The organism is Luteibacter rhizovicinus (assembly GCF_004342265.1).
Taxonomy (GTDB): Bacteria; Pseudomonadota; Gammaproteobacteria; order Xanthomonadales; family Rhodanobacteraceae; genus Luteibacter; species Luteibacter rhizovicinus_B.
This window is the reverse complement of sequence record NZ_SMCS01000002.1, coordinates 711,367-736,198: the sequence shown is the minus strand read 5'-3', so window position 1 is coordinate 736,198 and position 24,832 is coordinate 711,367. Positions and strand designations below refer to the sequence as shown.

The window sequence follows — 24,832 nt, the reverse complement described above, 5'->3', positions numbered from 1 at the left end:
GTGCAGCGATTCGAGCTGTCCGAGGTGGATGCCGCCGCCGCGCTTCTGCGCGACGGTGGCGTGCTGGCTTACCCGACCGAGGCGGTATTCGGCCTCGGTTGCGATCCGCACGACCGCGTGGCCTTCGAACGTGTATTCGCACTCAAGGGCCGTCCCGCGACCCAGGGCGTACTTCTGATCGCCTCGGACATCGCCCAGATCGAGCCCTATGTCGATTTTGCGGCAGTTCCTGCCGCTGTGCTGGAACAGGTGTACGCCACCTGGCCTGGTCCGAACACCTGGGTATTTCCCCGAACGGACCGCGTGCCCGGTTGGGTGGCTGGCGCCCATGCGGGCATCGCCCTGAGGGTCACGGCCCATCCGCCCGCCGCCGCGCTGTGCCGCGCGTTTGGCGGGGCTCTGGTGTCCACCAGCGCCAATCCCCACGGTGTTCCGCCCGCCCGCGATGCCCATCTTCTGGCTGGTTGGTTCGGCGATGCGCTCGATGGGCTGCTGGACGCCCCGGTGGGCGGTCTCGTTTCGCCTACCGTCATTCGCGACGCTCTGACCGGCGCTATTATCCGCGCCTGACCTGGAGCCCCCGTACGTGTCGATTGTCTGTGAAATTGTCGAGCAGGAAGGTGGAGCAAGGCTCCCGCTGGTGCTTGGACCGGCCGGGCGGATTGTCGCCTGGCGCGACGGGCGCGGTATCGATGCGGCGACCTTCCTGAGTCACGTACGGTATGTCGCGGCCGCTCTGCCCGATGCGCCCAGCGCGGTGAACCTCTGCGAGGATCGTTATGCGTTTCTCGTCGCGTTCTGCGCACTGGTGTTGCGCGGCCAGACGAATCTGTTGCCACCGTCGCGCGCTCCCCGTGCCGTCGACGAAGTGCTTGCCGCGCACCCGGGCAGTTATGCCCTTGGCGAGCAGGTGCTGGAACCCGCTCCGGCCGGCTATCTCCGCATCGTCTGGCCCGACAGCGCGCCCGACGCATTGTCGGATGACGTGCTGGCCACCGTGCCCGCCGACAGGGTGGTTGCCATCGGTTACACCTCCGGTTCGACGGGAAAGCCCAAGCCCAACGTGAAAACGTGGGGTGGTTTCCATGCCAGCAACCTCGGCAATGTCGCCAGGCTGAGCAGTATCGCGGGCGAAGCGTTTCACGTCGTCGCGACGGTTCCGCCGCAGCACATGTACGGTATGGAAATGTCGGTGGTGATGCCGCTGTTCAGTCGTGTTTCGGTGCATGCCGCGCGGCCGTTCTTTCCCGCCGATGTTGCCGCGACGCTGGCCAGCGTGCCGCCGCCGCGCGTTCTGGTCATCACGCCTGTCCACCTGCGTACGCTTGTCGAGGCGGACATCGACCTGCCGCCTCTCGCCGCCTTCGTGTCGGCGACGGCACCGATGCCCGTCGAGCTGGCGCAGGCCGCCGAGCGTCGCTTCGGTGCGCCGCTGCACGAAGTATTCGGCTCGACGGAGACCTGTGTCTTCGCCAGCCGTCGCACGGCGACGGACGACGACTGGTCGCTTTACGATGGCGTGCGATTGCATCCGCAGCCGGACGGCACGCTGGTCGAAGCGCCCCAGCTGGATGCGCCGATCGCGCTGGCGGACATCGTCACGCTGCATGACGACGGTCGACGTTTCCGTTTGCGTGGACGCAATACCGACCTGCTGGAAATCGCAGGCAAGCGCGCATCGCTTGGCGATCTCAACCGGCGTCTGTTGGCCATCCCCGGTGTGCTCGACGGCGTGGTATTTCAGCTCGACGATAGCGACATCATCGGCGTGCGTCGTATCGCCGCGCTCGTGGTGGCGCCCGATCTCGACGAGCAGTCGATCGCCCTTGCATTGCGCCAGTCGATCGACCCGGTATTCCTGCCGCGTCCGTTGCGGAAAGTGCAGGCGTTGCCTCGCAACGAAACCGGCAAGCTCCCGCGCAGTCTTCTGCTGGAAATGCTCGGTCGCGTGTCGTCCTGAATCAGTGCGGCAACGCGCCTTCGATCGCCAGTATGCGTTTGGCGACTTCGACGCGCTTGTCGACATCCTCCGGTTTTACGATATCGATATTGGACGCAAAGAACCAACGCCGGCCGTTCGATTCGACCCAGCCGACATACCATCCCAGACCGTCCGACTTCTTTCCTTTTGATGCGTTCTGAGCGCCCTCGGTGGCCATGCCGGTTTTTGCGTGAAGCACGTAGGTCGGCTGCGACTCCGTGATCGCGATGCGGCGAACGGTTTCCTGGGCGCGTGCAGAAAACGGCAGCGTTCCGTCGGCGAGGCGGCGCAGGAAGGCCACCTGTTCTTCCGCCGAGATACGCAACGTGTCGTTCAGCCAGAAATCGTCAATGCCGCCCTCGATTTTCTCGTTGCCGTAGCCGACACGATGCAACCAGTCGCGCATGCGCGGCTCGCCGGCGCGTCGCGCCATTTCCCGATAGAACCAGACCGTGGAATAGCGCATGCCACTGGCGAGTGAATTAGGCCGGTTCCATTCGGTTTTCGGCGGGCCGGAAAGAGTCCGTACCGTGCCATCCCACGGAACGGTTTCGTATTCGTCCTTCACGGCACCGGTATCGAGCGCGACCATGGCGTTGAAGAGCTTGAAGGTCGAGGCTGGCAGGTAGCGGTGCTTAGCGCGTTCCGCATCGAAAACGTCGTATGTGTCGTTGCGCTCGTCGTAGACGACGATCGTGCCGCGAAGGCCCGCGTCGTCGAATATCGGAGCCCATTCCGGGTGCTCGCGCCTCGAAGCGGCGTGCGCATGGCCGGCGGCCAGCGTCAGGAACAGCGCGGGGATCCACAGGAATAATCGGCGCATCGTCATAAGGTCCTTGGGGGCAGGTGCGGGGAGCATGGCGGTCCACAACGGCCCGGGACGGGCAGGAAAGTGGCGATACTCGGGCACGACGGCCGGTACAATGGCACGTTGCGCCGGAAGGGCGCCGGATCATTCGGAGCAAGCATGAAAGTCCTCGTTATCGGCAGCGGCGGCCGCGAACACGCACTGGCCTGGAAGCTCCGGCAGTCGCCGCGTGTCAGCGAAGTGATCGTGGCGCCCGGCAATGCCGGTACGGCCCTCGAGCCAGGCCTGCGCAACGCGCCGGTGGCCGTGACGGACATCGACGGCCTGCTGGCGCTTGCCCGCGACGAAGGCGTCGGATTGACGGTCGTCGGTCCCGAAGTTCCGCTGGTGGCGGGTGTCGTCGATCGTTTCGACGCCGCCGGTCTGCGTTGTTTCGGCCCGAGTGCGGCCGCTGCCCAGCTCGAGGGAAGCAAGGCTTTCGCGAAGGATTTCCTGCAGCGTCACGGCATCCCCACGGCGCACTACGCGGTATTTACCGAGCTGGCGCCGGCGCTCGTCCACGTCCGTGAAAAGGGCGCGCCCATCGTCATCAAGGCCGATGGTCTGGCGGCAGGCAAGGGCGTCGTCGTTGCAATGACGCTCGCCGAGGCCGAGGCCGCGCTGGAGGACATGCTTGGCCAGCAGGCGTTCGGCGACGCGTCGTCGCGTGTCGTGATCGAGGAATTCCTCGATGGCGAGGAGGCCAGCTTCATCGTTATCAGCGATGGCAAACGCGCCTTGCCGATGGCGACCAGTCAGGACCACAAGCGTCGCGACGATGGCGACAAGGGGCCGAACACGGGTGGCATGGGTGCGTATTCGCCCGCTCCCGTCGTCACCCAGGCTATTTCAGATCGTGTCATGCGGGAAATCATCGATCCCACGCTGGCGGGCATGATCGCCGATGGCGTTCCGTTCACGGGATTCCTCTACGCCGGCCTCATGATCGACGCGTCGGGCACGCCGAAGGTCATCGAGTTCAATGTGCGTTTCGGCGATCCCGAAACGCAGCCGATCATGCTGCGTCTGCAATCCGATATGGTCGACCTGATCGAGGCTGCGCTGGATGGCGATATCTCGCGCGTGAATGCGCAGTGGGACTCGCGCCCTTCCCTTGGCGTCGTGCTTGCGGCCGGCGGTTATCCCAGCAAGGTGCGCAGCGGCGATGTCATCGAAGGTGCGAACGGCGATTTCGGTCCGGATGTCAAAGTCTTCCATGCAGGCACGACACAGGATGCGAATGGTCGTGCGGTGACCGCGGGCGGACGCGTGCTGACGGTCTGTGCGTTGGGCGACGACCTCGCGCAGGCTCGCGCGAAAGCGTACGAGGCGCTGACGCATGTTGGCTTCGAGGGGGCGTTCTATCGCCACGATATTGCGCATCGGGCGTTGGGCTGAGGGATCGGCTATTCGTTATTGGCTCAGTTTGCAGCGACCTGCGTGTTCGTCTCACCGCCATTCCGGCGCACGCCGGAATCCGCGGCGAGGCGATCGGGTATCGCGACCACGATGATTGCTTTCAAGCCGGAACATCAGCGTCCGGTCTTGCCAGATGTGGTCGCTGCGGACCCCGGCGTACGCCGGGGTGACGGTGAGGGGTAGTTGGCGCGCGTCAGACTGATGTTGGGACGTCGCATCATCCGACATCGTTTCAGGCTACGCTTGCCCCACGACTCCAGATGGAAGACCCCGTGAGCCAATTCAGTCTGCTTGGAAAGCGTCGCTTTGCTCCGTTCTTCTGGACGCAGGCTCTCGGAGCGTTCAACGACAATGCGTTCCGCAATGCGATGGTCATGCTCGTCGCGTTCCAGATGTCGCTCGGCGACAAGATGGTGTCGCTGTACACGAACCTCGCGCCCGCATTGTTCATCCTGCCTTTCTTCCTGTTCTCCGCCACCGCGGGGCAGCTGGCGGAAAAATACGAGAAGACGCGGATCATCCGTTACGTGAAGATCTTCGAGATCGTGGCCATGACGATCGCGGCCATCGGATTCTTCACGCATCACGTCTCGCTGCTGCTCGTCGTGCTGTTCCTCATGGGCGTCCACTCCACCGTATTCGGTCCGATCAAGTACGCCATCCTTCCTCAGGCGCTCGATCGTTCGGAACTGGTCGGTGGCAACGGCCTCGTCGAAACCGGCACGCAGCTGGCCATGCTGATCGGCATGATCGTCGGCAATTCGCTCATGTTGATCGCCGGGTACGGTCCGCTTGCCGCTTCGGCGACCACGATCCTCATCGCTATCGCGGGTTATACGGTAAGCCGCTCGATTCCCGTCGCGCCGGCGACGGCGCCGGATCTGCGATTCAACTGGAATCCCTTCACCGAAACCGTTCGTGTACTCGGCATTACGCGTGCCGATCGCGCGGTATTCAACGCGGTACTGGGTATCTCCTGGTTCTGGTTCTTCGGTACCGTGATGATCGCGCAGCTGCCGAATTACACGCTGCACAATCTCGGTGGCGACGGTTCGGTCAACACGTTGGTGCTGACGTTGTTTTCTCTCGGCACCGGTGTGGGTTCCCTGTTGTGCGAACGTCTGTCCGGGCGTCGCGTCGAGATCGGTCTCGTACCGATGGGTGCGTTCGGCCTTACCGTGTTCGCGGTGGATCTGTACTTCGCGCGTTCGGGTCTGGCACCGGTTTCCGGTCTGGACTGGCACGGCTTTCTGAGGGCGCCCGGTACGTGGCGCATCGCGCTGGACCTGACGATGATCGGTGTCTTCGCCGGTTTCTATGTGGTGCCGCTGTTCGCTTTCGTGCAGAGCCGGACGCCCAGCGATCGACTTTCCCGCGTCATCGCGGGCAACAACATCGTCAATGCGCTGCTTATCTGCATCGCGTCGAGCTTCGGTATCGGGATGTCGCATTTCGGCTTCAGCATCCCGCAGATATTTCTCGCCACCGGTCTCATCAACATCGTCGTGGCGGTATACATCTTCACGCTGGTCCCCGAGTTCCCGATGCGTTTCATCACCTGGGTACTGGTGAACACGCTATATCGCGTGCGCGTCGATGGCTTGCGCAATATTCCGGAAGAGGGCGCCGCGTTGCTCGTGTGCAACCACGTGAGCTTCATGGATCCGCTGATCCTGATGGCCAGCGTGCGTCGTCCCGTGCGCTTCGTGATGTACTACAAGATCTTCAACATCCCCATCCTACGCTTCGTATTCCGGACGGCGAAGGCGATCCCTATCGCGGGTCGCAAGGAAGATCCGGCGCTGATGGACGAGGCGTTCGAGCGTGTCGACGAAGCGCTCGCGAACGGCGAGCTCGTCTGCATTTTCCCGGAAGGCGGAATCACGAGGGATGGTGCCATCGCACCTTTCCGGCCAGGCGTCGATCGCATTCTCGCGCGTCGACCGGTGCCGGTCGTGCCGCTGGCATTGCGCGGCATGTGGGGAAGCATTTTCAGCCGCCGCGATTCGGCCCTTCGGCGCATGCGCGTGCCGCGCCGTTTCTGGTCGCGTATCGAGCTGGTGGGTGGAGCGCTGGTTCCCGCGGAACAGGCGAATGCCGCGATGCTGGAGACGCGGGTAGGCGAGCTGCGCGGGGATCAGGCATAACAGCGGGCGTTACGCGAACCACCCGCCGACCACGATGACCGCGACGACCGCCAGCCATACGATCAGTACGCGCCGGATGACGTGGCGTGCATCGGCGAGTTCGGCGATGGGGTCGCTGGTGTCTTCGACGTAGCCATCGCCGGCTTCCACATCCGCATCCACGCCGGCGCGTGCGACGGCGCCGAGGAAGTCGGGATCGAGGCGGGTTCGCGGGCTGCCGGAGTTCCGGTGCCAGTGCTGCCAGGATCCGACGACCGCGTCGAAGTCGGAAACGAGCGCCATGGCGAAGACCATGATGTGTGCCGGCACCCAGTCGAGGGCGTCCGCGACGCGCTGAGCAGCGGGGCGCGTATCGGTGTCGAGACGCTGAGTCATCTCGCGTCCAAGGATCTGTGCCAGCCGATAGAGCAGCGCACCGCACGGTCCGAACAGGAAAAACCAGAACAGCACGCCGAATCGCCGGCGTAGCGCGGCGAAGAAGGCCGCCTCGACCAGCGCGGGTGCGAACCAGGGAAGGGGTTCTTCGTTCTGGCGCAGTGCCTGTATGGTTTCGTGGCGGCGCAGGGTATCCGGAGCCTTCAGGATCGCGTCGATATCGGTTTCTATCTCGCGGGGACCCAGTGCGTAGACCAGTACGATGACGGCGAACGCCAGCCACGCCAGATCGAACAGGGGCAGGCCGGAGAGGAGGGCCCCGATGATCGCGCAGGCAAGCACCGGTACCAGCAGTGCGACAGCGACCCGGCCGCCGCCGGAGGCGTCGCCCAGGCGATCCACCCAGGCCCGGAACCAGCGGTCGTCGCGCCAGCGGGCCAGCTGTGGCAGGGCGTACGCCAGTAGCAGGGCAATCAGGGCAGCGAGCAGTCGTAGAGCCATAGGGAGCGATCCGTGGAGTTCGCCCCGATTGTAGCCAACGTGCGGCGGTTAGCTATGCCTGTTTGATTCGCGCGAGTTCGCCGAGGTCGACGCCACGCAAGGCAAGCCAGTGCTCGATCAGCCGGTATGACACCGACAACGGTGGTGGAACCGCCAGGCTGCCGTCGGTCATGCCATCGACAATCTGTTTCACGGTGAACCAGCGGGCGTCTTCCAGTTCGTTGTCGCGCAGGTGGATGTCACGTGTGCGGGCCGTGGCGGTGAAGCCGACCATCAGCGATGCGGGCAACGGCCAGGGTTGCGAGGAATGGTAGGTGGCGTACGCGACTTCCACGCCCGATTCCTCGCGCACTTCGCGGCGCACGGCATCTTCGAGCGATTCGCCGGGCTCGATAAAACCGGCCAGCGTTGAATAGCGCCCCTTGGGCCAGCCGCGCTGGCGACCGAGCAGACAGGCACCATCGTGCTCGACGATGACAATGATGGCCGCGTCGGTGCGTGGAAAGTGCAGATGAGCGCAGTCTTCGTTGGTGCACTGCGCGCGATGGCCCGAAGCCACCAGCAACACGGGAGAACCGCAGAAACTGCAGAAACGGGTCTGTCGCTGCCAGTGGGTGATGCCCTTGGCGAAAGCGAATAGTCCGGCTTCGAATTCGGGAAAAAGCAGGCCGGCATCGCGCAGGCCGAGGCGCCGCGCACTGGAAAGCGCCACGAAGATTTCCGCGTGTGCTTCGTCCACGGCCAGCGTGAAATAAGCGACGCCGCCGGCAATGCCGAGCAGCGTGGCGGGAATGTCGCCGAAGCGATCGGAGCGCGTGGCGGGCGTCATCCACTGGAGCTGATCCGCATCCGCGTGGGCGAAGGCCTGGCCTTCGCTGTCCAGTACCAGGAAGCGCGAACTGTCGGTCGCTTCGAGTTCGTCGACCCAGAGCCGGTCGTCGCGACGTTCGGCCATGCGGTCGATGTCGATGCCGGCGAAGACATTTTCGCGGGCGCGCGTTGCGACCGCCTTGTCACGTTCCTGTTCGACGCTCATTCCCCAGGGCAGCCGGTCAGGCGCTGAAGGACGAGCCGCAACCGCAGGTCGTCTTTGCGTTGGGATTGCGAATGACAAACTGGGAGCTGCTGAACGATTCCGCGTAGTCGATTTCCGCGCCCGTGAGGTATTGCAGCGAAAGCGGATCGACAACCAGCGTCACGCCATTGCGGGAAACGGCGAAGTCGTCGTCCGCCTGCTCCTCGTCGAATGTGAATCCGTACTGGAACCCCGAACACCCGCCGCCGCTGATGTAGACGCGCAGCTTGAGGCCGGGATTGCCCTCTTCGTCGATCAGTTCGCGTACCTTGCCCGCCGCGGCCTCGGTGAAGACCAGGGGAGCACCGCTACTGCGGTAATCGGGCGCCATGGGAAACGGGTTATTCATGCTGTCCATAATGGCGCCGATTGCCGGCAGGTCAAGCCTGCGCTGCGAGAGACGGCATGATTTCGGTTTCCGGGGCTTCCAGCTGTCGGGGTGCTTCCGGGGCGCGGTGCGCCATCTTGCCGTTGACCTGTGCCCCCGCGGCCATTTCCAGCACCTGATAGCGCACATCGCCCTCTATGCGGGCCTGGGCCGCCAGTTCGAGCCTGTCGAAGACGTCGATATCGCCAACCACCCGTCCATTGACGACGGCATGCGGGACGTTGATCTGGCCGGTCACCCGGCCCGTCTCACTGATGGTCAGGACGCTGTCGCCCTTGGCGTCGGCCTGGATCGACCCCTCGACCACGCCGTCCAGGTGCAATGCGCCGCTGAATTTCACATCGCCCCGGATGGTCATGCCGCGGGAGACCAGGCTGGTATCGGACGCGTTGACGCTTGGCCCCTGATTCTTGCGATTACCGTTGAACATCGGATTCCTCTTTACCTTTGATGGCGTCGTTCCAGGCAACGGAACTGGTCGCCGCATTGCTTCCGTCGGCGGTCACCGTAATCCGCAGACGGGTGGGTTTGAAGTCGGTCGGCAGCACGAAGCTGCCATGCAACTGCTGGAAGTATTTGAAAGAGAAGGCCATGCCGTCTTGAGTAGTTTCGCCCAGGGCGGCGCCCTCCAGCGCCACGACCTTGTCGGCACGAATGCCCTCGACAGCGATCGAGACCTTGCCCTTGATGTCCTCGCCGCGCTTCGCGTTCTGGGTCAGCGTCAGGACGATATTCCAGGCACGTGACGCCCCGCCTACGGGTGAAATCCGGGTGTCCTGCACTTGCAGGCCTTCGCGCTGGGCGCCCCCGCCCACAAGCCGGGAATAGAACGCCAGGTCGGCGCGCAGCCCGCTGATTTCCTCGTCGCGCTCGGCAAGACTGCGCTTGAGTTCCTTCCCGGCGATATCGGTCACCTGGTCCGAGCGCTGGACGTTCGCCAGCTGCTGGAGGAGGTCGTCGTTCTGCTGGGTGAGTGTGCGGACCTGGCCGCGATCGGACACCAGTGCAGGCGCGTGGGTCGTGAGCGCCCAGGTCAGGACGCAGGCGAGGACGATGCTGCCGGCCCATGCTCCGATCAGAATCAGGCGCAGCCGGCGCTGGCGGCCGACGTCGTCGGCCGTGCGCACAATGAAGCGGGGCGGCGGCGTAGAAGCCATGGACGGATTCCGTGCAGGCGGCGTGAAGGTATACCCCCCGGTTTCCGCCACCGTCAAGGAACGAGGCCTCGCTTTTCAGCGAGGCCTCTTCAAAACGTCGATCAGCTATCGATCTTGCCAACCTTGCTGAGCATGTAGCGCTCTGGACCGATGTCCTTGATGACGCTGAACTGCGTTTCCAGCCAGTCGATATGCTCTTCTTCCTCAGAGAGGATGTGCCGGAACAGGTCGCGGCTGACAAAATCGTGGATGCCTTCGCTGTAGGCAATGGCCTCGCGCAGGTCTTTCGTAGCTACCATTTCCAGATCGAGGTCGCCCTGCAGTGCTTCGACGACGTTTTCGCCGATGCGAAGCTTGCCGAGGTGCTGGAGGTTCGGCAGGCCATCGAGGAAGAGAATGCGCTCGATAAGCTTATCGGCGTGCTTCATCTCTTCGATCGATTCCTTGTACTCGTGGTCGGCGAGTTCGTTGTATCCCCAATCCTTGAACATCCTGTAATGCAGGAAGTACTGATTGATGGCGGCCAGCTCGTTGTAGAGGACCTTGTTGAGGAATTCGATGACCTTCGCGTCGCCCTTCATGGGGATCTCCCTGATAGTTCAGACACGACTATACGCAAGCCGCGAATCCCAGGGCGTAACGAGAATGAACATGGTTCGCTTGTGCGAATGGCGCCGGACTGGCGGTGTCAGGCGGTCGTCGGCAGGAACGAAAGCGTCGACCGGGCCTCGGTGACGGCGTCCGAAAGGCACTGGCGCGCCTCGGGCTCGCAGGTGCCGCAGCAATCCGAGCAACCGGTGCGGGCCTGAAGGTCGGCGAACGAATGCACGCCGTCTGCCGCGGCGCGGCGGATGGCGTGGTCGGTGACGGCATTGCACATGCAGATGTACATGGGTGCAGATTTTGAACGCGAATGCGAACGATTGTCAACCGCGAGGATGTGAAGGCCGGCGGTCGAGCGGTCAGCCCGTCGCGGACTGGGGTGCCGCGGATGCCGGGCAGGTTCCGATCGTCACCGAGCAGACGCTTTCGACCATCGGCGCGAACTGGCGCAGCGCGCGTTCGTATACCTGGCGCTTGAAGTTCACCACGTGATTGGCCGGATACCAGAAATCCACCCAGCGCCACAGGTCGAATTCCGGTTTCTCGCAGGCGTCGAGCTTCAGCGCGTCCTCGCCGCCGGTCAGGCGCAGGAGGAACCAGACCTGTTTCTGGCCGATGCAGGTGGGGTGCTGGTGATGACGGACAAAGCGGTTCGGCAGGCGATAACGCAGCCAGCCGCGCGTGGCGGCAAGCACTTCGACATGGTGCGCGGCGAGGCCGGTTTCTTCCTCGAGCTCGCGATACATGGCTTCCAGCGGCGTTTCGTCGCTGCGCATGCCTCCCTGGGGGAACTGCCAGCCGTCACGGTTCACGCGACGCGCCCAGAACAGGCGGCCATCCGCGTTCAGCAGCACGATCCCCACATTTGGTCGGTAGCCATCAGCGTCGATCATCTCGCCTCCTCGCTCGAAGCCATGCGATGCAGGAAGCTTCCTTCATCGCGGCAGCGTGCCCTCGCGCCCCGATTCAACCACAGCGTACGAACGGCGGGCAAGGCGCTACTTGAATGGAACCCGTCCCGCGATTAAACTGCCCGGCCTTCGTGAATCGTTACAGTTCACGACGACCAGGTTCCACGGCTAGGTAGCTCAGCTGGTCAGAGCGCGGCACTCATAATGCTGAGGTCGGCGGTTCGAGCCCGCCTCTAGCCACCAATATGCGTCACCGGACCCCTGGGTCCCGAATGCCCCGCAAGGGGCATTTTTCGTTCTGGCGGCTTTGTTCTGGCGTTTCGTATCAGTCGGCGGCGAGGTGGAGCGGGATATGCGGTGTGTCGAGTACCGCGCGGGCCAGTTCCACGACGTTGTGCACCCGCAGCTTGGCCATCAGGTTCGCCCGGTGCAATTCGACGGTCTTCTGGCTGATGCTCAGTTCGCCGGCGATGATCTTGTTGAGCTTGCCGCGCATGATGCCGTCGAGCACCTGGATTTCGCGCCGGGTCAGCGCGACATCGGGCCGGAGGGCCGAGAAGGCGTGACTCGCGCGTTCGTGACCGAGCGGCGGATCGTCTGGCAGCGGCTGCAGGAATACGGCATGGAATATGGTGGGCGGAACCGACATGGCCTGCCGGGTGATGCGGTAGCGCCCGTGCGGCTCGCCGTCCTTCCGGAGGAGAAATTCATCGTCCTCGCCGCAGGGTTGGAATCGTTGGGTCAGCCATTCGGGGCCGGCCAGCTTCGGGTCCGCACCGAATTCGCGTTCGAAGGCTGCGTTCACCATCACTGCGCGCTCCACATCGTGCTGCCAGACGAGACAGGGCAGCGGCGATGCCGCGAAAACCTCTTCCGCCAGTCCGCACAGGTGGTGCGAGGCGGGCGGAATCATTGAACTCGGGGTCAGGCACATCGAAGCCTCCAAGGCGGCGAAGGACCGGAATTACGGGTCGCAGAAGATTGCGGAAGATACCACTTGATTCTTGCACGTGCGAAAAGTCTTGCGCTCATGTGATCTGGTGCACGGAATTGAGAACCAGGTCGTGAAGACCACTTTGACATTCGTGATGTCGGCCAGCCCGGTACAATAGGCGCTTCCCATGTTCTTCCGTAGGCCCATGCGCATCTTCAAGATCTTCCACATCGAGGCCGCCCATCGCCTGCCGAACGTTCCCGAGGGGCATAAGTGCTCGCGATTGCATGGTCATTCGTTCAAGGTCGAATTGCATGTCGAGGGCGAGCCCGATCCGCACTTCGGTTGGGTGATGGACTTCGCCGATCTCAAGGCGCGGTTCGCTCCGCTATACGACCGCCTGGATCACCATTACCTCAACGATATCGAGGGGCTGGAAAATCCGACCAGCGAAAATCTGTGCCGCTGGATTTTCGAGCGGTTGCGCGTGGACGTCCCCGGTCTGGCGAAGGTCGTGATCCATGAAACCTGCACCTCCGGTGCGGAATTCGGCGTCGCCGACGTCTGAGCCGCACCCGATGGTGCATCGCAGCAGCAGTCGCTACACTCAGGTCCCCACCTCCCCTGGCAGTTCCTCATGACGCCGTTTGCCGATCATCGTTCGTTCGCGCATTTCGTCGAGCAGGCAACCGCGGCGCAGGCTGTGGCATGGCGCGGTTTCGAACGCGTTGCCGACCTGCAGATGCAGGCGATGGAAAACCAGGCGCGTTCCGTGGCCGGGCTTTTCGCCGATGCCATGGTGGCGCAGGACGCCACCGCGCTCCGTGCCATCTGGGAGAAGGGCGAGGGATGCCAGCGCGACAATGCGGCCCGCGCCACAACCACCGCCGGCGAAATCCTCGACGTGGCCCGCCAGACTGCCAACACCCTGACCGCGATGGTGACGCCCGCCGGTAACGACTGACCCCTCCACCCCGGGCCGTTCCCGAGACGGCGTGACGTCGGTCACGCCGGAGAGCGTTGTCGCAGGTTTTGCAGCTTGTCCGTATGTTTACGGCACTGGTATACTTTTCCAGATTAGACCGTGGCCCGTAGAACTATCTGGTGCCGCCTTTGAGCGAAACCTCACGGGAGCCTCGCGTTGCTGAACAGTCTTGCCGCCGGTCGTCGTCTGGCTTTGCGCGTTGTATTCGCGCAGCTGGTGATGGCCGTGCTGGTGGGCATCGCATTCTCACTGCAGAGTCGGTCGGCTGGTCTGGCCGCCTTTGCGGGCGCCCTCATCGTCGCTTTAGGTAACGCGCTGTTCGCCGCGCGGTTCTTCAGCACGCTGGGCAATGCGACGGTAGCGACGGGGAGGCTGCTGCTGGGGATGTTCCTTAAGTGGACCGTCTTCATCGGTGGCGTCCTGCTGGTCCTGGCTTACTGGAAGCTACCGCCGCTGGCCGCCCTCGTGGGGCTCGTGGCGGGCTTCGCGGTCAACGTATTTGCATTCAGATTCAAGGGTTGAGGCATGGTGAGCGAACCGCAGGGCGGTCTGACCGAATACATCCAGCATCACCTGAACCACATGGTGATCAATTTCCGTCCGGATGCAGGTGCTTTCTGGAACGTGCGCGTCGACTCCATCGTCGTCTCGTTCGTGCTGGGCGCATTGTTCTGTCTGTGGTTCTGGTTGTACGCCCGCAAGGCGACGTCGGGTGTGCCCTCGAAGGGCCAGGCGTTCGTCGAGATCATCGTCGAGTTCGTTGATACCCAGGTGAAAGACACGTTCCATGGCGACCGTCGCACGGTGACGCCGCTGGCGCTGTCCATCTTCATGTGGGTGTTCTTCATGAATGCAATGGATCTGCTGCCGGTCGACCTCGGCGGCTGGCTGGTCCACACCTTCGCCGGTGCTGAAACGGCGCACCACACGTTCTTCCGCATGGTGCCCACGGCCGACATCAACACTACCATCGGCCTGTCCGTCGCGGTGCTGTTCATCGTCATCGGCCACGGCATCAAGGCGAAGGGCGGCTTCGGTTTCGGCAAGGAACTGATCACCGCGCCGTTCCATGCCGAAGGCCCGGTCGCCAAGACCATCCTGGTCCTCCCGAATTTCTTTCTCAACGTCGTCGAAACCCTGTCGAAGCCCGTGTCGCTTGCCATGCGACTGTTCGGCAACATGTACGGCGGCGAACTGGTGTTCATGCTGATTGCCGGTCTGATGGTGAGCTGGATCAGCTTCGTACCCGGCGTCGTGTTCAACACGGCGTGGGCGATTTTCCACATCCTGATCATCGCCCTCCAGGCGTTCATCTTCATGATGCTGACGATCGTCTACATCGCCACGGCGCGTGAACATCACTAACTCACCGCACTGACGTTAGACCCTTTAGTCCCATTCTGTTTCGTTTCTTTTCCATTTTTTAATTACGCATTGCAGGAGAACACCATGGAACTCATCGCACACGTGCAGGGCCTGACCGCCATTGCCATCGGCATCATCATCGGCCTCGGCGCGCTTGGCGCCTGTCTCGGTATCGCGCTCATGGGCGCGAAGTTCCTTGAGTCGGCCGCTCGCCAGCCGGAACTGGTCCCGCTGCTCCAGGGCCGCATGTTCCTGCTCGCCGGTCTGATCGACGCCGCGTTCATTATCGGTCTGGCCGTTGCCCTGCTGTTCGCTTTCTCGAACCCGCTGATCAGCGTGCTCCAGGCTGCAGCCGCAGCAGCACACTAATTGTGTGATCGCCGTTGCCGTGGCGGTTTCCGCCACTGCAACCGTTCGTCCAAACGCGTTCGGAGTAAATCGGAGAGATCATGGAAATCAACATGACCTTCCTGGGCCAGATGATCTCTTTTGCGATCCTGGTCTGGTTCACCACCAAGTTCATCTGGCCCCAGATCAGCGGCGCCATCGAAGAACGTCAGAAGAAGGTTGCCGATGGCCTCGCCGCCGCCGAGCGTGCCCGCGCCGAACTCAAGGATGCCGACGCCAAGGTCGCCGTCGAGATCAAGCAGGCTCGTCAGCAGGCCAGCGAGATCATCGACAAGGCTCAGCAGCAGGGTAACCAGTTGCTCGAAAAGGCTCGTGCGGAAGCAACCGAAGAGATCAACCGTCTGAAGGCCCAGGCCCAGGACGACATCGCTTCGATGGCCCAGCGTGCCCGCGAGCAGCTTCGTGAGCAGGTCGGTGCCCTCGCTATCCAGGGTGCATCGAAAATCGTCCAGCGTGAAATCGATCCGGCTGCCCACAAGGCACTGCTCGACCAGCTCGCTACCGAGATCTGATCATGGCCCAGGCGCTTACCCTTGCCCGCCCCTACGCGCGCGCTGCCTTCGAAGTAGCGCACGCGTCGGGTTCGCTGGCCGACTGGTCCCGCGCCCTCGGCTTCGCCGCCGTCGTGGCTGCGGATTCCCGAGTGGCCGACCTGATTAACGATCCGCGCGTGCTTCCTGCGCAGCTGGTCGCGCTGCATCTGCCCGAAGGCATGGGTAACGACGCTCCGTTCGCGCGGTTCCTCGAGGAACTGGCCGAGAACGGTCGCCTGCACCTGATGCCCGAAGTCGCTGCGCTTTTCGACGAGTTGAAGCTCGAGTCCGAGTCGACGATGAAGGTCAAGGTCACCAGTGCCCTCGACCTCGACGCCGCACAGACCGAATCGTTGCGTGCCTCGCTCAAGCGCCGCTTCAAGCGCGAGATCGAGATCGACACGCATATCGATCCGGCTCTGCTGGGCGGTGTCGTGATCGACACGGGCGAGCAGGTTATCGACGGCTCCGCTCGCGGTCGCCTCGAGCGACTGGCCAGCGCGCTGACGCACTGATACGAGATTCTCATAACACCGGGTGCCGCTAGCGCGGCGCAACCCAAGGAACCGACCATGTCCAGCACCACACTGAATCCGTCCGAGATCAGCGAGCTGATCAAGACCCGCATCGAGCAGTTCAAGCTCGGCGCCGAGGCACGCAACGAAGGCACGATCATCAGCGTGTCCGACGGCATCGTGCGCATCCACGGCCTGGCCGATGTGATGCAGGGCGAAATGATCGAACTGCCGAACAACACCTTCGCGCTGGCGCTGAACCTCGAGCGCGACTCGGTGGGTGCGGTCGTCCTCGGTGAATACGTCCACCTGCGCGAAGGCGATGCCGCCAAGACCACCGGCCGCATCCTCGAAGTGCCGGTCGGCCCGGGCCTGCTCGGCCGTGTCGTCGACGCGCTCGGCAACCCGATCGACGGCAAGGGCCCCATCGACGCCGTTGGCACCAGCCCGATCGAAAAGGTCGCGCCGGGCGTCATCTGGCGTAAATCGGTCGACCAGCCGATGCAGACGGGTTACAAGTCCATCGACTCGATGATTCCGATCGGCCGCGGCCAGCGCGAGCTGATCATCGGCGACCGCCAGACGGGCAAGACCGCCGTCGCGATCGACGCGATCATCAACCAGAAAGACTCCGGCATTAAGTGCATCTACGTCGCCATCGGCCAGAAGCGCTCCTCGATCGCCAACGTCGTGCGCAAGCTCGAAGAGAACGGCGCGCTGGCCAACACGATTATCGTCGTCGCTTCGGCGTCCGAGTCGGCCGCACTGCAGTACGTCGCGCCGTACGCCGGTTGCGCCATGGGCGAGTACTTCCGTGACCGCGGCGAAGACGCGCTCATCGTGTACGACGATCTCTCCAAGCAGGCCGTGGCTTACCGCCAGATCTCGCTGCTGCTGAAGCGTCCCCCGGGCCGCGAAGCGTATCCCGGCGACGTGTTCTATCTCCACTCGCGTCTGCTCGAGCGCGCTTCCCGCGTCAGCGAGGAGTACGTCGAGAAGATGACCAATGGCGAAGTGAAGGGCAAGACCGGTTCGCTGACCGCGCTGCCGATCATCGAGACCCAGGCGGGCGACGTTTCGGCGTTCGTTCCGACCAACGTGATCTCGATCACCGACGGCCAGATCTTCCTCGAAACCGATCTGTTCAACGCCGGTATCCGTCCGCCCGTCAACGCCGGTATCTCGGTGTCGCGAGTCGGTGGTGCCGCGCAGACGAAGATCATCAAGAAGCTCTCGGGCGGCGTGAAGCTCTCGCTCGCGCAGTACCGCGAACTCGCCGCGTTCGCGCAGTTCGCTTCGGACCTCGATGCCGCCACGCGCGCGCAGCTGGACCGCGGCCAGCGCGTCACGGAACTGATGAAGCAGGCGCAGTACTCGCCGCTGTCGATCGCCGAACTCGGCGTGTCGGTCTATGCGGCCGAGAAGGGCTACCTCGACGACCTGCCGGTCAACAAGGTGCTGCCGTTCGAGAAGGGTCTGCACGCGTTCATGCGTCAGAACCATGCCGAACTGATGAACAAGATCGACAAGTCCGGCGACTGGAACAACGACATCGAGGCCACCTTCAAGGCCGCCGCTGACGAGTTCAAGAAGACGGGTAGCTGGTAAGCAGCCGTCGTAAGCGCGGGCCGGCAATGCCGGTTCGCGTTGCACGGCTGAAGCTTTAAACGGTCGACGATTCAACCAACTGCGAGTACGAGATGGCAAGCGGACGCGAAATCAAAACCAAGATCAAGAGCACGCAGAACATGCGCAAGGTGACGCGCGCGCTCGAAATGGTCTCGGCCTCGAAGATTCGCAAGGCGCAGGACATGATGAAGGCGTCGCGTCCTTACGCGCGCCTGATGCGCAAGGTCATTGCACATGTTGCGCAGGCGAGCACCGACTTCACCCATCCGTTCCTCACGGAGCGGACGAACGTCGCGCGCGTCGGTTACATCGTCGTGTCGACGGACCGCGGTCTGGCCGGTGGCCTGAACTCCAACCTGTTCCGTCGCACGCTTATCGCGGTGCGCGAGTGGCAGGAAAAGGGTGTCGATGTCGACATCGTTGCCGTCGGCCAGAAGGCCGTGCAGTTCTTCCGCCGCATCAAGGGCGTGAACCTGATCGGCACGGCGACGCATCTCGGCGACCGCCCGAAGCTGGAAGACCTGATTGGCGTCATCAAGGTGGTGCTCGACGCGTACACCGCGAACAGCCTCGATCGCGTGTTCCTGGTCTACAACGACTTCGTCAACACCATCGTTCAGAAGCCGACCGTCCACGCCCTGCTGCCGCTGCAGCTGGTGGCGACGGAAATGGAACAGGCGGAAGGCGCTGGCGCGGACAACGTCAAGGTCGAGCAGAAGCACGACTGGGACTACATCTACGAACCCGATGCCCGGACCGTGCTGGAGCACGTGATGGGGCGCTACATCGAATCCGTGGTCTACCAGGCCGCGCTCGAGAACCTGGCCAGCGAACATGCCGCGCGCATGGTGGCCATGAAGGCGGCATCGGACAACGCGAACAAGGTCATCGACGAACTGACGCTGGTTTACAACAAGGCCCGTCAGGCCGCGATTACCCAGGAAATCTCGGAAATCGTCGGCGGCGCGGCCGCGGTCTGACGCAAGACATCGATGGCGACGCGAAGCGGCGCCGTAACACATACCTTAGAAGATTCATCCGGAGCTATACCCATGAGCCAGGGCAAAGTTGTTCAGATCATCGGTGCGGTGGTCGACGTTGAATTCCCGCGCGATCAGGTGCCGAACATTTATGACGCACTGAAGATCGACGGCACCGCGATTACGCTCGAAGTCCAGCAGCAGCTGGGCGACGGCGTCGTCCGCGCGATCGCCCTCGGTTCGACCGACGGCCTGCGCCGCAACCTCATCGCCCGCAACACCGGCGAAGGCATCAAGGTGCCGGTCGGCAAGAAGACGCTCGGCCGCATCATGGACGTGCTGGGCAATCCCATCGACGAAGCCGGTCCGATCGGCGCGGAAGCCGAGTGGGTCATCCACCGCGAAGCCCCGTCGTATGACGACCAGGCAGCCGCGAACGAACTCCTCGAAACCGGCATCAAGGTCATCGACCTGATGTGCCCGTTCGCCAAGGGTGGCAAGGTCGGCCTGTTCGGCGGCGCCGGTGTCGGCAAGACCGTGAACATGATGGAGCTCATCAACAACATCGCGAAGGCGCACTCGGGTCTGTCCGTGTTCGCCGGCGTGGGTGAGCGTACTCGTGAAGGTAACGACTTCTATCACGAGATGAAGGACTCCAACGTTCTCGACAAGGTGACGATGGTCTACGGTCAGATGAACGAGCCGCCGGGCAACCGCCTGCGCGTCGCGCTGACCGGCCTCACCATGGCCGAGTACTTCCGCGACGAGAAGGACGAGAACGGCAAGGGCCGCGACGTGCTGTTCTTCGTGGACAACATCTACCGCTACACGCTGGCCGGTACCGAAGTATCGGCGCTGCTCGGCCGTATGCCGTCGGCGGTGGGTTACCAGCCGACGCTCGCCGAGGAAATGGGCGTGCTGCAGGAGCGCATCACCTCGACGAAGACCGGCTCGATCACGTCGATCCAGGCCGTCTACGTTCCCGCGGATGACCTTACCGATCCGTCGCCGGCGACCACGTTCGCGCATCTCGATGCGACCGTCACGCTGAGCCGTAGCATCGCTTCGCTGGGTATCTATCCGGCGGTCGATCCGCTCGATTCCACCAGCCGTCAGCTGGACCCGGCCGTCATCGGCCAGGAGCACTACGACGTCGCCCGTCGCGTTCAGGGCACGCTGCAGCGCTACAAGGAACTGAAGGACATCATCGCCATCCTCGGTATGGACGAGCTGTCGCAGGAAGACAAGGAAGCGGTGTCGCGCGCCCGTAAGATCGAGCGCTTCTTCTCGCAGCCGTTCCACGTCGCGGAAGTCTTCACGGGCTCGCCGGGCAAGTACGTGGCGCTGAAGGAAACGATCCGCGGCTTCAAGATGATCGTCGACGGCGAAGTGGATCACCTGCCGGAGCAGGCCTTCTACATGGTCGGCGGCATCGACGAAGCCATCAAGAAGGCCGAGGACATGGGCGCCAAGAAGGCCGCCTGAGGTCGTCAGGGACGAGACGCCGGCAAGGCATCTCGTCCCGCACCCCGGACGCTTCTCGTTCCTGATCCCCCTTCGTTTACGGAATCGCACCCATGACCCACACCATTCGTGTCGACATCGTCAGCGCCGAAGCCGAGATCTACTCGGGCGACGCTACGCTGGTGGTCGTCACCGGTGAACTCGGCGAGCTGGGTATCGCTCCCCGGCACGCGCCGTTGATCACCCGCCTGAAGCCCGGTCACATCGACGTGGTTCTGGCCAACGGCGAGCGCCAGCAGTTCTACGTCTCCGGCGGCATCCTCGAGGTGCAGCCGCAGGTCGTGACCATTCTTGCCGACACCGCGGCACGCGCCGCCGATCTCGACGAAGCAGCGGCCCTGGCCGCCAAGCAGGAAGCCGAGGACGCGCTCGCGAACCGTGGCGATACGCTCGACGTTGCCGAAGCCCAGGCCAAGCTGGCCGAAGCCCTCGCGCAGTTGCAGGCGCTGGAGCGCTTGCGCAAGACGCTGAAGCACTGAGTCAGTCGCACAGTAAAAGCAAAAAGCCGGCCCAGCGCCGGCTTTTTGCTTTTACTGCTTCCTTCATCTGCCGACGACCGTTTGCATGCCAGCCTCCGTGACATGAAATCCCACTATCGCCGCAGTCTCTGGATCCTCGGGATCGTTGCCGTCGTCCTGATCGCGGCGCGAATCGCGCTGCCTTTTGCCGTCCTCAATTACCTCAATGGACGCATGGCAAGCATGGGCTCCTACTCGGGGCGCATGGCGGATATCGACATCCATCTCTGGCGCGGTGCGTACAGCATCGACCGTCTGGTGATCACGAAGGTCGACGGCAAGGTACCCGTGCCGCTGTTCAGTGCCGAGCGTACAGAAATCGCGCTCAGCTGGCGCGCGCTCACACGAGGCCACGTGCGTGGGAAAGTCGACTTCTTCCGTCCGGAACTCAACTTCGTGGACGGTAAGGGCGAGGGCGATACGCAGACGGGTAAAGGCGTGGACTGGCGTGCGCAGCTGAAGGCTCTGTCGCCGATGCGCCTGGAAGAAGTGAATGTCGTCGATGGTGTCGTGACGTTCCACAATTTCGTGTCGAGCCCAAAGGTCGATCTCAAGATGACCGATGTCAACGGCACGGCGACGAACCTCACAAATGTGGAGAAGACGTCGGGGTCGCGCGTCGCGCAGTTGCATGCCACGGCCAACGTGCTGGGCGATGCGCCGCTGGAAACGCGCGCTTCGTTCGATCCGCTGGAGCGCTTTGGCGATTTTCACTACGAACTCACCGTGCACAACGTCAAGCTCGTGAAAGCGAACGACCTCGCGCGGGCGTATTCAGGGCTCGACTTCGCGGGTGGCGAGGGCGATTTCGTGATGGAGCTGGAAGCGCGTGATCGCAATCTCACCGGATACGCCAAGCCGCTCTTCCATGGCCTGAAGATTTTCAGCTGGAAGCAGGACGTTCAGCAGGATAAGAAGGGGCCGCTGAAAATCGCCTATGAGGCGGTAGCGGAAGGTGTGGTTCAGGTCTTCAAGAACCACGAAAAGGATCAGTTCGCCACCCGCGTGCCGATCAGCGGTCACATCGGCGATAAGGACCTGGATACGGTGTCGGCGATCCTCGGCATCCTGCGCAATGCATTCATCGAGGCGTATAAACCGAACCTCGAGCACCTGACCCACCGCCCGGATAACCCGTAACGTCCGGCGGACTTGGCATGCTCGCCGAAACCGGCCAAAGTGACGCCCTGCCACCATGCGCCGAAGATAAGCCATGACCCAAACACCCATCCATGTCGTGATCCTCGCTGCCGGCGAAGGCAAGCGAATGAAGTCCGCGACCGCCAAGGTATTGATGCCGCTGGCGGGACGCCCGTTGTTGCAGCATGTGATCGACGTGGCGCGGACCCTCGATCCCGCCGGTATCCATGTCGTGCACGGGCATCGCGGCGACAAAGTCACGGCCGCGTTCGCGCACGATACGACGCTGGACTGGATCGAGCAGACCGAGCGCCTGGGCACCGGTCACGCCGTACGCACCGCGCTGGAACATCTCCGCGCCAACGGCGTACTGGAAGGGCGCGTGGTCGTGCTCTACGGCGACGTTCCGTTGATTCACGGCGAGACGCTGCGCCGGCTGGTCGCGGCGGACGAGCCGCTGGCCATGCTTGCGACCCGCGTCGCCGATCCCAAAGGCTATGGACGCGTGATCCTCGACGCTTCCGGGCATGTGCGTCACGTGGTCGAAGAAAAAGACGCCAGCGCAGCGCAGCGCGCGGTCGACCTGATCAATACCGGCATCCTCGCCGGCGACGCGGCGAAGTTACTGGCATGGACATCCCGCCTCGGCAACGCCAATGTGCAGGGCGAGTACTACCTCACCGATGTCTTCGAATTCGCAGCCGCGGATGGCACGCCTGCGCTATGCGTCGACTGCGATGAGATCGAAGCGGCCGGTGCGAACGATCCGTGGCAGCTCGCGGAACTCGAAGCGCTGTATCGCCAGCGCATGGCGCGCGGACTCGCGCTTGCCGGCGTGCGTCTGGCGGACCCTTCGCGACTGGACGTTCGCGGAACGGTCCGTGCCGGACGCGATGTCGAAGTCGACGTGAACGTTATCTTCGAAGGCAGCGTCGAACTCGGCGACGATGTGCGCATCGGTCCGTTCACGCGTATTCGTAATGCGCGCCTTGCGACGGGCACCGTCGTCCTCGCGCACTGCGATCTCGATGGCGTGGTGACGCATGGACCGTGCACGATCGGTCCGTTCGCCCGGCTGCGTCCTGGGACCGATCTCGCCGCCGGCGTGCACGTTGGCAACTTCGTCGAAACCAAGCAGACGTCGATGGGCGAGGGCAGCAAGGCGAATCACCTCACCTATCTGGGCGATGCCGTCATCGGTCGTGGCGTGAACATCGGCGCGGGTACGATTACCTGCAATTACGATGGCGCGAACAAGAGTCGCACGACGATCGAGGACAACGTCTTCGTCGGCTCGAACAGCGCACTGGTCGCGCCGGTCACGCTGCACGAAGGTGCCACCATCGGTGCTGGCGCGGTCGTGACGAGAGATGCTCCCCCTCATGCGCTTACGGTGGCGCGAGTCCGCCAGACGTCGATCGAAGGCTGGCAGCGACCGAAGAAAAAATAGGGCTCAGGCGCGATAGCGCCAGCCGTCGACTTCGACGAGCAGGTCGGAACGGCAGATATCCCCGTGCAACACCAGCAAGGGTGCCGACGGCATGTGCGCGGCCGCAAAAGCGTGCACGCGAGCGGCGTGGTCCGCGTGGCGTACGTAAATTTTCAGCGGGGCGTAGCTGTCGAAACCTGCCGGCATGTGGCTTGCCGTCAGTAGTGCGTCCAGATTCGCCAGTGTCTCGCCAAGCTGCGCGTCCAGGTCGTCGCGATGCGCCGACGCATGTCCCACGACCGATGCGGTACCCGAGATGGCGAGAACGTCGTCCGCAGGCAGCAGGGTGGCGCGGGCGAAGCTGGGCGGGGTACGTCCGTACTGGCGGGGATACTGCCAGGCGCTTACCTGGCGTGGATTTTCCACGCGCGTGCCCGGACGATCGGTGGCCAGCAGATAGACCTGCAGGATTTTCGCCGCGTCGTGGTGGCCGATGGCAGTTGCGGCCGGATAGCCGTTCGCGAAGATGTCGCCCATGCCGACGATGCGGCCGTTGCAGAAATGCTTGTAGCGTTCGTCGTCGCCGGTACCGAGGTTGATGTCGGCCAGATAATTCCAGATGCGCTGCACGTGACACTCGGGACTGCCGGCCACGAATCGCGACAGCGCGTCGTAGGCGCGAGCCGCCGTGGCTTCCGGTCCGCCATGCTCGTCTTCGTCCAGCTCGATCGCGGCGTACAGCCAGCCGCCTCCGCGGGACCAGCGAAGGGCGCCTTCGCGTCCGAAGGTCACGGGCGACGACACTCGCCATTCCTCGCCCATCGACATGCCGAGCGGCTCCATGGCCAGCCTCAGGTGTCGAGGGTCGTCATACGTCGCGGCGTGCGCGCCGAAGCCGAACGTGGCGAGTGCGTGGGATGAGGGAGCCCGGTCTTCCGGCAGGTAACAGACCCTGGGAGCTGGGTGGACAGGGGCGCTGTCCCGCTCCCTCATTTCGCTGCCTGATGCCATCTGACCTTCCGTTCGATTCGTGCAGTCCATCATATAACGCGGTCGTGTCGAAGTGACGCAGGCTACTGATAGTTAGCGGTTTTCACATCGGTGAAGAGCGTCCGCCGGCAAGCCCTGTGATACACTCCGCGGCCGCTGACATCCGGGGGGGATGGCAGATTTTGGGGACTTGGAAAGAGCATGGCAGAACAAACCGCAGCAGAAAATGAACTGGCCACGCTTATCGTGGACAGCCTGAACCTCGAAAGTACCAAGCCGGAACAGATCGATCCCGAAGCTCCCCTCTTCGGCGGCGACCTGGGACTGGATTCCATCGATGCGCTGGAGATCGCGCTGGCGGTGTCGAAGCGTTACGGTTTCCAGCTCCGTTCCGACAATCCCGACAACCGGCAGATCTTCTCCAACCTGCGCAAACTGTCCGAGCATATCGAACAGCACCGCGTCGCCTGACCGGAAC

The 24,832-nt window shown here is 63.3% G+C and carries 29 protein-coding genes and 1 tRNA gene; 19 read left to right on the top strand and 11 right to left on the bottom strand.

Annotated elements, in window-relative coordinates; all coding sequences use genetic code 11:
* Both EC912_RS07445 and EC912_RS07440 read left to right on the top strand, forming a co-directional pair.
* A complete protein-coding gene (locus EC912_RS07445) occupies window positions 1–570 on the top strand; it encodes an L-threonylcarbamoyladenylate synthase (protein WP_132142499.1) in 570 nt (189 codons plus the stop codon).
* A gap of 16 nt (window positions 571–586) precedes the next feature.
* The gene (locus EC912_RS07440) at window positions 587–1,960 is read left to right on the top strand and encodes an AMP-binding protein (RefSeq protein WP_132142498.1); all 1,374 of its coding nucleotides are present in this window, start codon (window positions 587–589) and stop codon (window positions 1,958–1,960) included.
* A gap of 1 nt (window position 1,961) precedes the next feature.
* Here the strand turns inward: EC912_RS07440 and blaOXA are convergent, their stop codons facing one another.
* Entirely contained in the window at window positions 1,962–2,804 is an 843-nt protein-coding gene (gene blaOXA, locus EC912_RS07435; RefSeq protein ID WP_165973532.1) for a class D beta-lactamase, read from the bottom strand.
* Window positions 2,805–2,948: 144 nt separating this feature from the next.
* On the opposite strand from blaOXA, the gene purD reads away from it, so the two are divergent.
* Window positions 2,949–4,226 (top strand): phosphoribosylamine--glycine ligase, encoded by a 1,278-nt coding sequence (gene purD / locus EC912_RS07430; RefSeq protein WP_132142496.1) that lies wholly within the window; start codon window positions 2,949–2,951, stop codon window positions 4,224–4,226.
* Between the two features lie 293 nt (window positions 4,227–4,519).
* On the top strand, window positions 4,520–6,394 hold the full coding sequence (locus EC912_RS07425) for an MFS transporter (RefSeq protein WP_132142495.1): 1,875 nt from the start codon (window positions 4,520–4,522) through the stop codon (window positions 6,392–6,394).
* Window positions 6,395–6,403: 9 nt separating this feature from the next.
* Here EC912_RS07425 and EC912_RS07420 read toward each other — a convergent pair whose 3' ends face one another.
* The 8 genes from EC912_RS07420 to EC912_RS07385 all read right to left on the bottom strand — a co-directional run bounded on the left by EC912_RS07420 (window position 6,404) and on the right by EC912_RS07385 (window position 11,386).
* On the bottom strand, window positions 6,404–7,270 hold the full coding sequence (locus EC912_RS07420; protein WP_132142494.1) for a cobalamin biosynthesis protein: 867 nt from the start codon (window positions 7,268–7,270) through the stop codon (window positions 6,404–6,406).
* 52 nt (window positions 7,271–7,322) lie between these two features.
* The gene (gene nudC, locus EC912_RS07415) at window positions 7,323–8,306 is read right to left on the bottom strand and encodes an NAD(+) diphosphatase (protein WP_132142493.1); all 984 of its coding nucleotides are present in this window, start codon (window positions 8,304–8,306) and stop codon (window positions 7,323–7,325) included.
* A gap of 16 nt (window positions 8,307–8,322) precedes the next feature.
* The gene (erpA, locus tag EC912_RS07410) at window positions 8,323–8,694 is read right to left on the bottom strand and encodes an iron-sulfur cluster insertion protein ErpA (RefSeq protein ID WP_428993085.1); all 372 of its coding nucleotides are present in this window, start codon (window positions 8,692–8,694) and stop codon (window positions 8,323–8,325) included.
* Window positions 8,695–8,725: 31 nt separating this feature from the next.
* Window positions 8,726–9,163 (bottom strand): bactofilin family protein, encoded by a 438-nt coding sequence (locus EC912_RS07405; RefSeq protein WP_132142492.1) that lies wholly within the window; start codon window positions 9,161–9,163, stop codon window positions 8,726–8,728.
* Window positions 9,150–9,890 carry a DUF6776 family protein gene (locus tag EC912_RS07400; RefSeq protein WP_132142491.1) on the bottom strand — a complete coding sequence of 247 codons (741 nt, stop codon included), beginning with the start codon at window positions 9,888–9,890 and terminating at the stop codon, window positions 9,150–9,152. The genes EC912_RS07405 and EC912_RS07400 overlap by 14 nt, the downstream gene beginning before the upstream one ends.
* Window positions 9,891–9,991: 101 nt before the next feature.
* Complete coding sequence (gene bfr / locus EC912_RS07395; RefSeq protein WP_132142490.1) at window positions 9,992–10,471, bottom strand: bacterioferritin; 480 nt, start codon at window positions 10,469–10,471, stop codon at window positions 9,992–9,994.
* Window positions 10,472–10,578: 107 nt separating this feature from the next.
* Entirely contained in the window at window positions 10,579–10,782 is a 204-nt protein-coding gene (locus EC912_RS07390) for a (2Fe-2S)-binding protein (protein WP_132142489.1), read from the bottom strand.
* 70 nt (window positions 10,783–10,852) lie between these two features.
* Window positions 10,853–11,386, bottom strand: a complete 534-nt coding sequence (locus tag EC912_RS07385; protein ID WP_132142488.1) for an RNA pyrophosphohydrolase — start codon at window positions 11,384–11,386, stop codon at window positions 10,853–10,855.
* Window positions 11,387–11,570: 184 nt separating this feature from the next.
* Between EC912_RS07385 and EC912_RS07380 the strand changes: the two genes are divergently transcribed.
* A tRNA-Met gene (locus EC912_RS07380) sits at window positions 11,571–11,647 on the top strand.
* A gap of 82 nt (window positions 11,648–11,729) precedes the next feature.
* Here the strand turns inward: EC912_RS07380 and EC912_RS19745 are convergent.
* Window positions 11,730–12,317: a LuxR C-terminal-related transcriptional regulator gene (locus tag EC912_RS19745; RefSeq protein ID WP_279389021.1), complete on the bottom strand. Its 588-nt coding sequence runs from the start codon at window positions 12,315–12,317 to the stop codon at window positions 11,730–11,732.
* Between the two features lie 226 nt (window positions 12,318–12,543).
* Here EC912_RS19745 and queD point away from each other — a divergent pair, with 226 nt between their 5' ends.
* The 13 genes from queD (at window position 12,544) to glmU (ending at window position 23,385) form a co-directional block, all read left to right on the top strand.
* Window positions 12,544–12,906, top strand: coding sequence for a 6-carboxytetrahydropterin synthase QueD (queD, locus tag EC912_RS07370; protein ID WP_132142864.1), 363 nt, complete (start codon window positions 12,544–12,546; stop codon window positions 12,904–12,906).
* Between the two features lie 69 nt (window positions 12,907–12,975).
* A complete protein-coding gene (locus tag EC912_RS07365; RefSeq protein ID WP_132142486.1) occupies window positions 12,976–13,302 on the top strand; it encodes a phasin family protein in 327 nt (108 codons plus the stop codon).
* A 177-nt stretch (window positions 13,303–13,479) separates the two neighbouring features.
* Window positions 13,480–13,845 carry an ATP synthase subunit I gene (locus EC912_RS07360; RefSeq protein WP_132142485.1) on the top strand — a complete coding sequence of 122 codons (366 nt, stop codon included), beginning with the start codon at window positions 13,480–13,482 and terminating at the stop codon, window positions 13,843–13,845.
* A gap of 3 nt (window positions 13,846–13,848) precedes the next feature.
* Window positions 13,849–14,688 (top strand): F0F1 ATP synthase subunit A, encoded by an 840-nt coding sequence (gene atpB, locus EC912_RS07355; protein WP_132142484.1) that lies wholly within the window; start codon window positions 13,849–13,851, stop codon window positions 14,686–14,688.
* Window positions 14,689–14,772: 84 nt separating this feature from the next.
* Window positions 14,773–15,057, top strand: a complete 285-nt coding sequence (gene atpE, locus EC912_RS07350; RefSeq protein WP_132142483.1) for a F0F1 ATP synthase subunit C — start codon at window positions 14,773–14,775, stop codon at window positions 15,055–15,057.
* An 80-nt stretch (window positions 15,058–15,137) separates the two neighbouring features.
* Complete coding sequence (locus EC912_RS07345) at window positions 15,138–15,608, top strand: F0F1 ATP synthase subunit B (protein ID WP_132142482.1); 471 nt, start codon at window positions 15,138–15,140, stop codon at window positions 15,606–15,608.
* 2 nt (window positions 15,609–15,610) lie between these two features.
* Window positions 15,611–16,144, top strand: coding sequence for a F0F1 ATP synthase subunit delta (locus EC912_RS07340; RefSeq protein ID WP_132142481.1), 534 nt, complete (start codon window positions 15,611–15,613; stop codon window positions 16,142–16,144).
* Between the two features lie 57 nt (window positions 16,145–16,201).
* Entirely contained in the window at window positions 16,202–17,752 is a 1,551-nt protein-coding gene (atpA, locus tag EC912_RS07335; protein WP_132142480.1) for a F0F1 ATP synthase subunit alpha, read from the top strand.
* A 92-nt stretch (window positions 17,753–17,844) separates the two neighbouring features.
* Complete coding sequence (gene atpG, locus EC912_RS19515; RefSeq protein ID WP_132142479.1) at window positions 17,845–18,753, top strand: F0F1 ATP synthase subunit gamma; 909 nt, start codon at window positions 17,845–17,847, stop codon at window positions 18,751–18,753.
* A gap of 72 nt (window positions 18,754–18,825) precedes the next feature.
* Window positions 18,826–20,238 carry a F0F1 ATP synthase subunit beta gene (atpD, locus tag EC912_RS19510; RefSeq protein WP_132142478.1) on the top strand — a complete coding sequence of 471 codons (1,413 nt, stop codon included), beginning with the start codon at window positions 18,826–18,828 and terminating at the stop codon, window positions 20,236–20,238.
* 92 nt (window positions 20,239–20,330) lie between these two features.
* Window positions 20,331–20,756: a F0F1 ATP synthase subunit epsilon gene (locus EC912_RS07320; RefSeq protein ID WP_132142477.1), complete on the top strand. Its 426-nt coding sequence runs from the start codon at window positions 20,331–20,333 to the stop codon at window positions 20,754–20,756.
* A gap of 102 nt (window positions 20,757–20,858) precedes the next feature.
* Entirely contained in the window at window positions 20,859–21,935 is a 1,077-nt protein-coding gene (locus EC912_RS07315; RefSeq protein WP_132142476.1) for a DUF748 domain-containing protein, read from the top strand.
* Window positions 21,936–22,008: 73 nt separating this feature from the next.
* Window positions 22,009–23,385 carry a bifunctional UDP-N-acetylglucosamine diphosphorylase/glucosamine-1-phosphate N-acetyltransferase GlmU gene (gene glmU, locus EC912_RS07310; RefSeq protein ID WP_132142475.1) on the top strand — a complete coding sequence of 459 codons (1,377 nt, stop codon included), beginning with the start codon at window positions 22,009–22,011 and terminating at the stop codon, window positions 23,383–23,385.
* A 3-nt stretch (window positions 23,386–23,388) separates the two neighbouring features.
* Here the strand turns inward: glmU and EC912_RS07305 are convergent, their stop codons facing one another.
* Window positions 23,389–24,375 (bottom strand): pteridine-dependent deoxygenase, encoded by a 987-nt coding sequence (locus EC912_RS07305; protein WP_165973531.1) that lies wholly within the window; start codon window positions 24,373–24,375, stop codon window positions 23,389–23,391.
* 180 nt (window positions 24,376–24,555) lie between these two features.
* On the opposite strand from EC912_RS07305, the gene EC912_RS07300 reads away from it, so the two are divergent.
* The gene (locus tag EC912_RS07300; protein WP_132142474.1) at window positions 24,556–24,825 is read left to right on the top strand and encodes a phosphopantetheine-binding protein; all 270 of its coding nucleotides are present in this window, start codon (window positions 24,556–24,558) and stop codon (window positions 24,823–24,825) included.
* Window positions 24,826–24,832 lie beyond the last annotated feature (7 nt).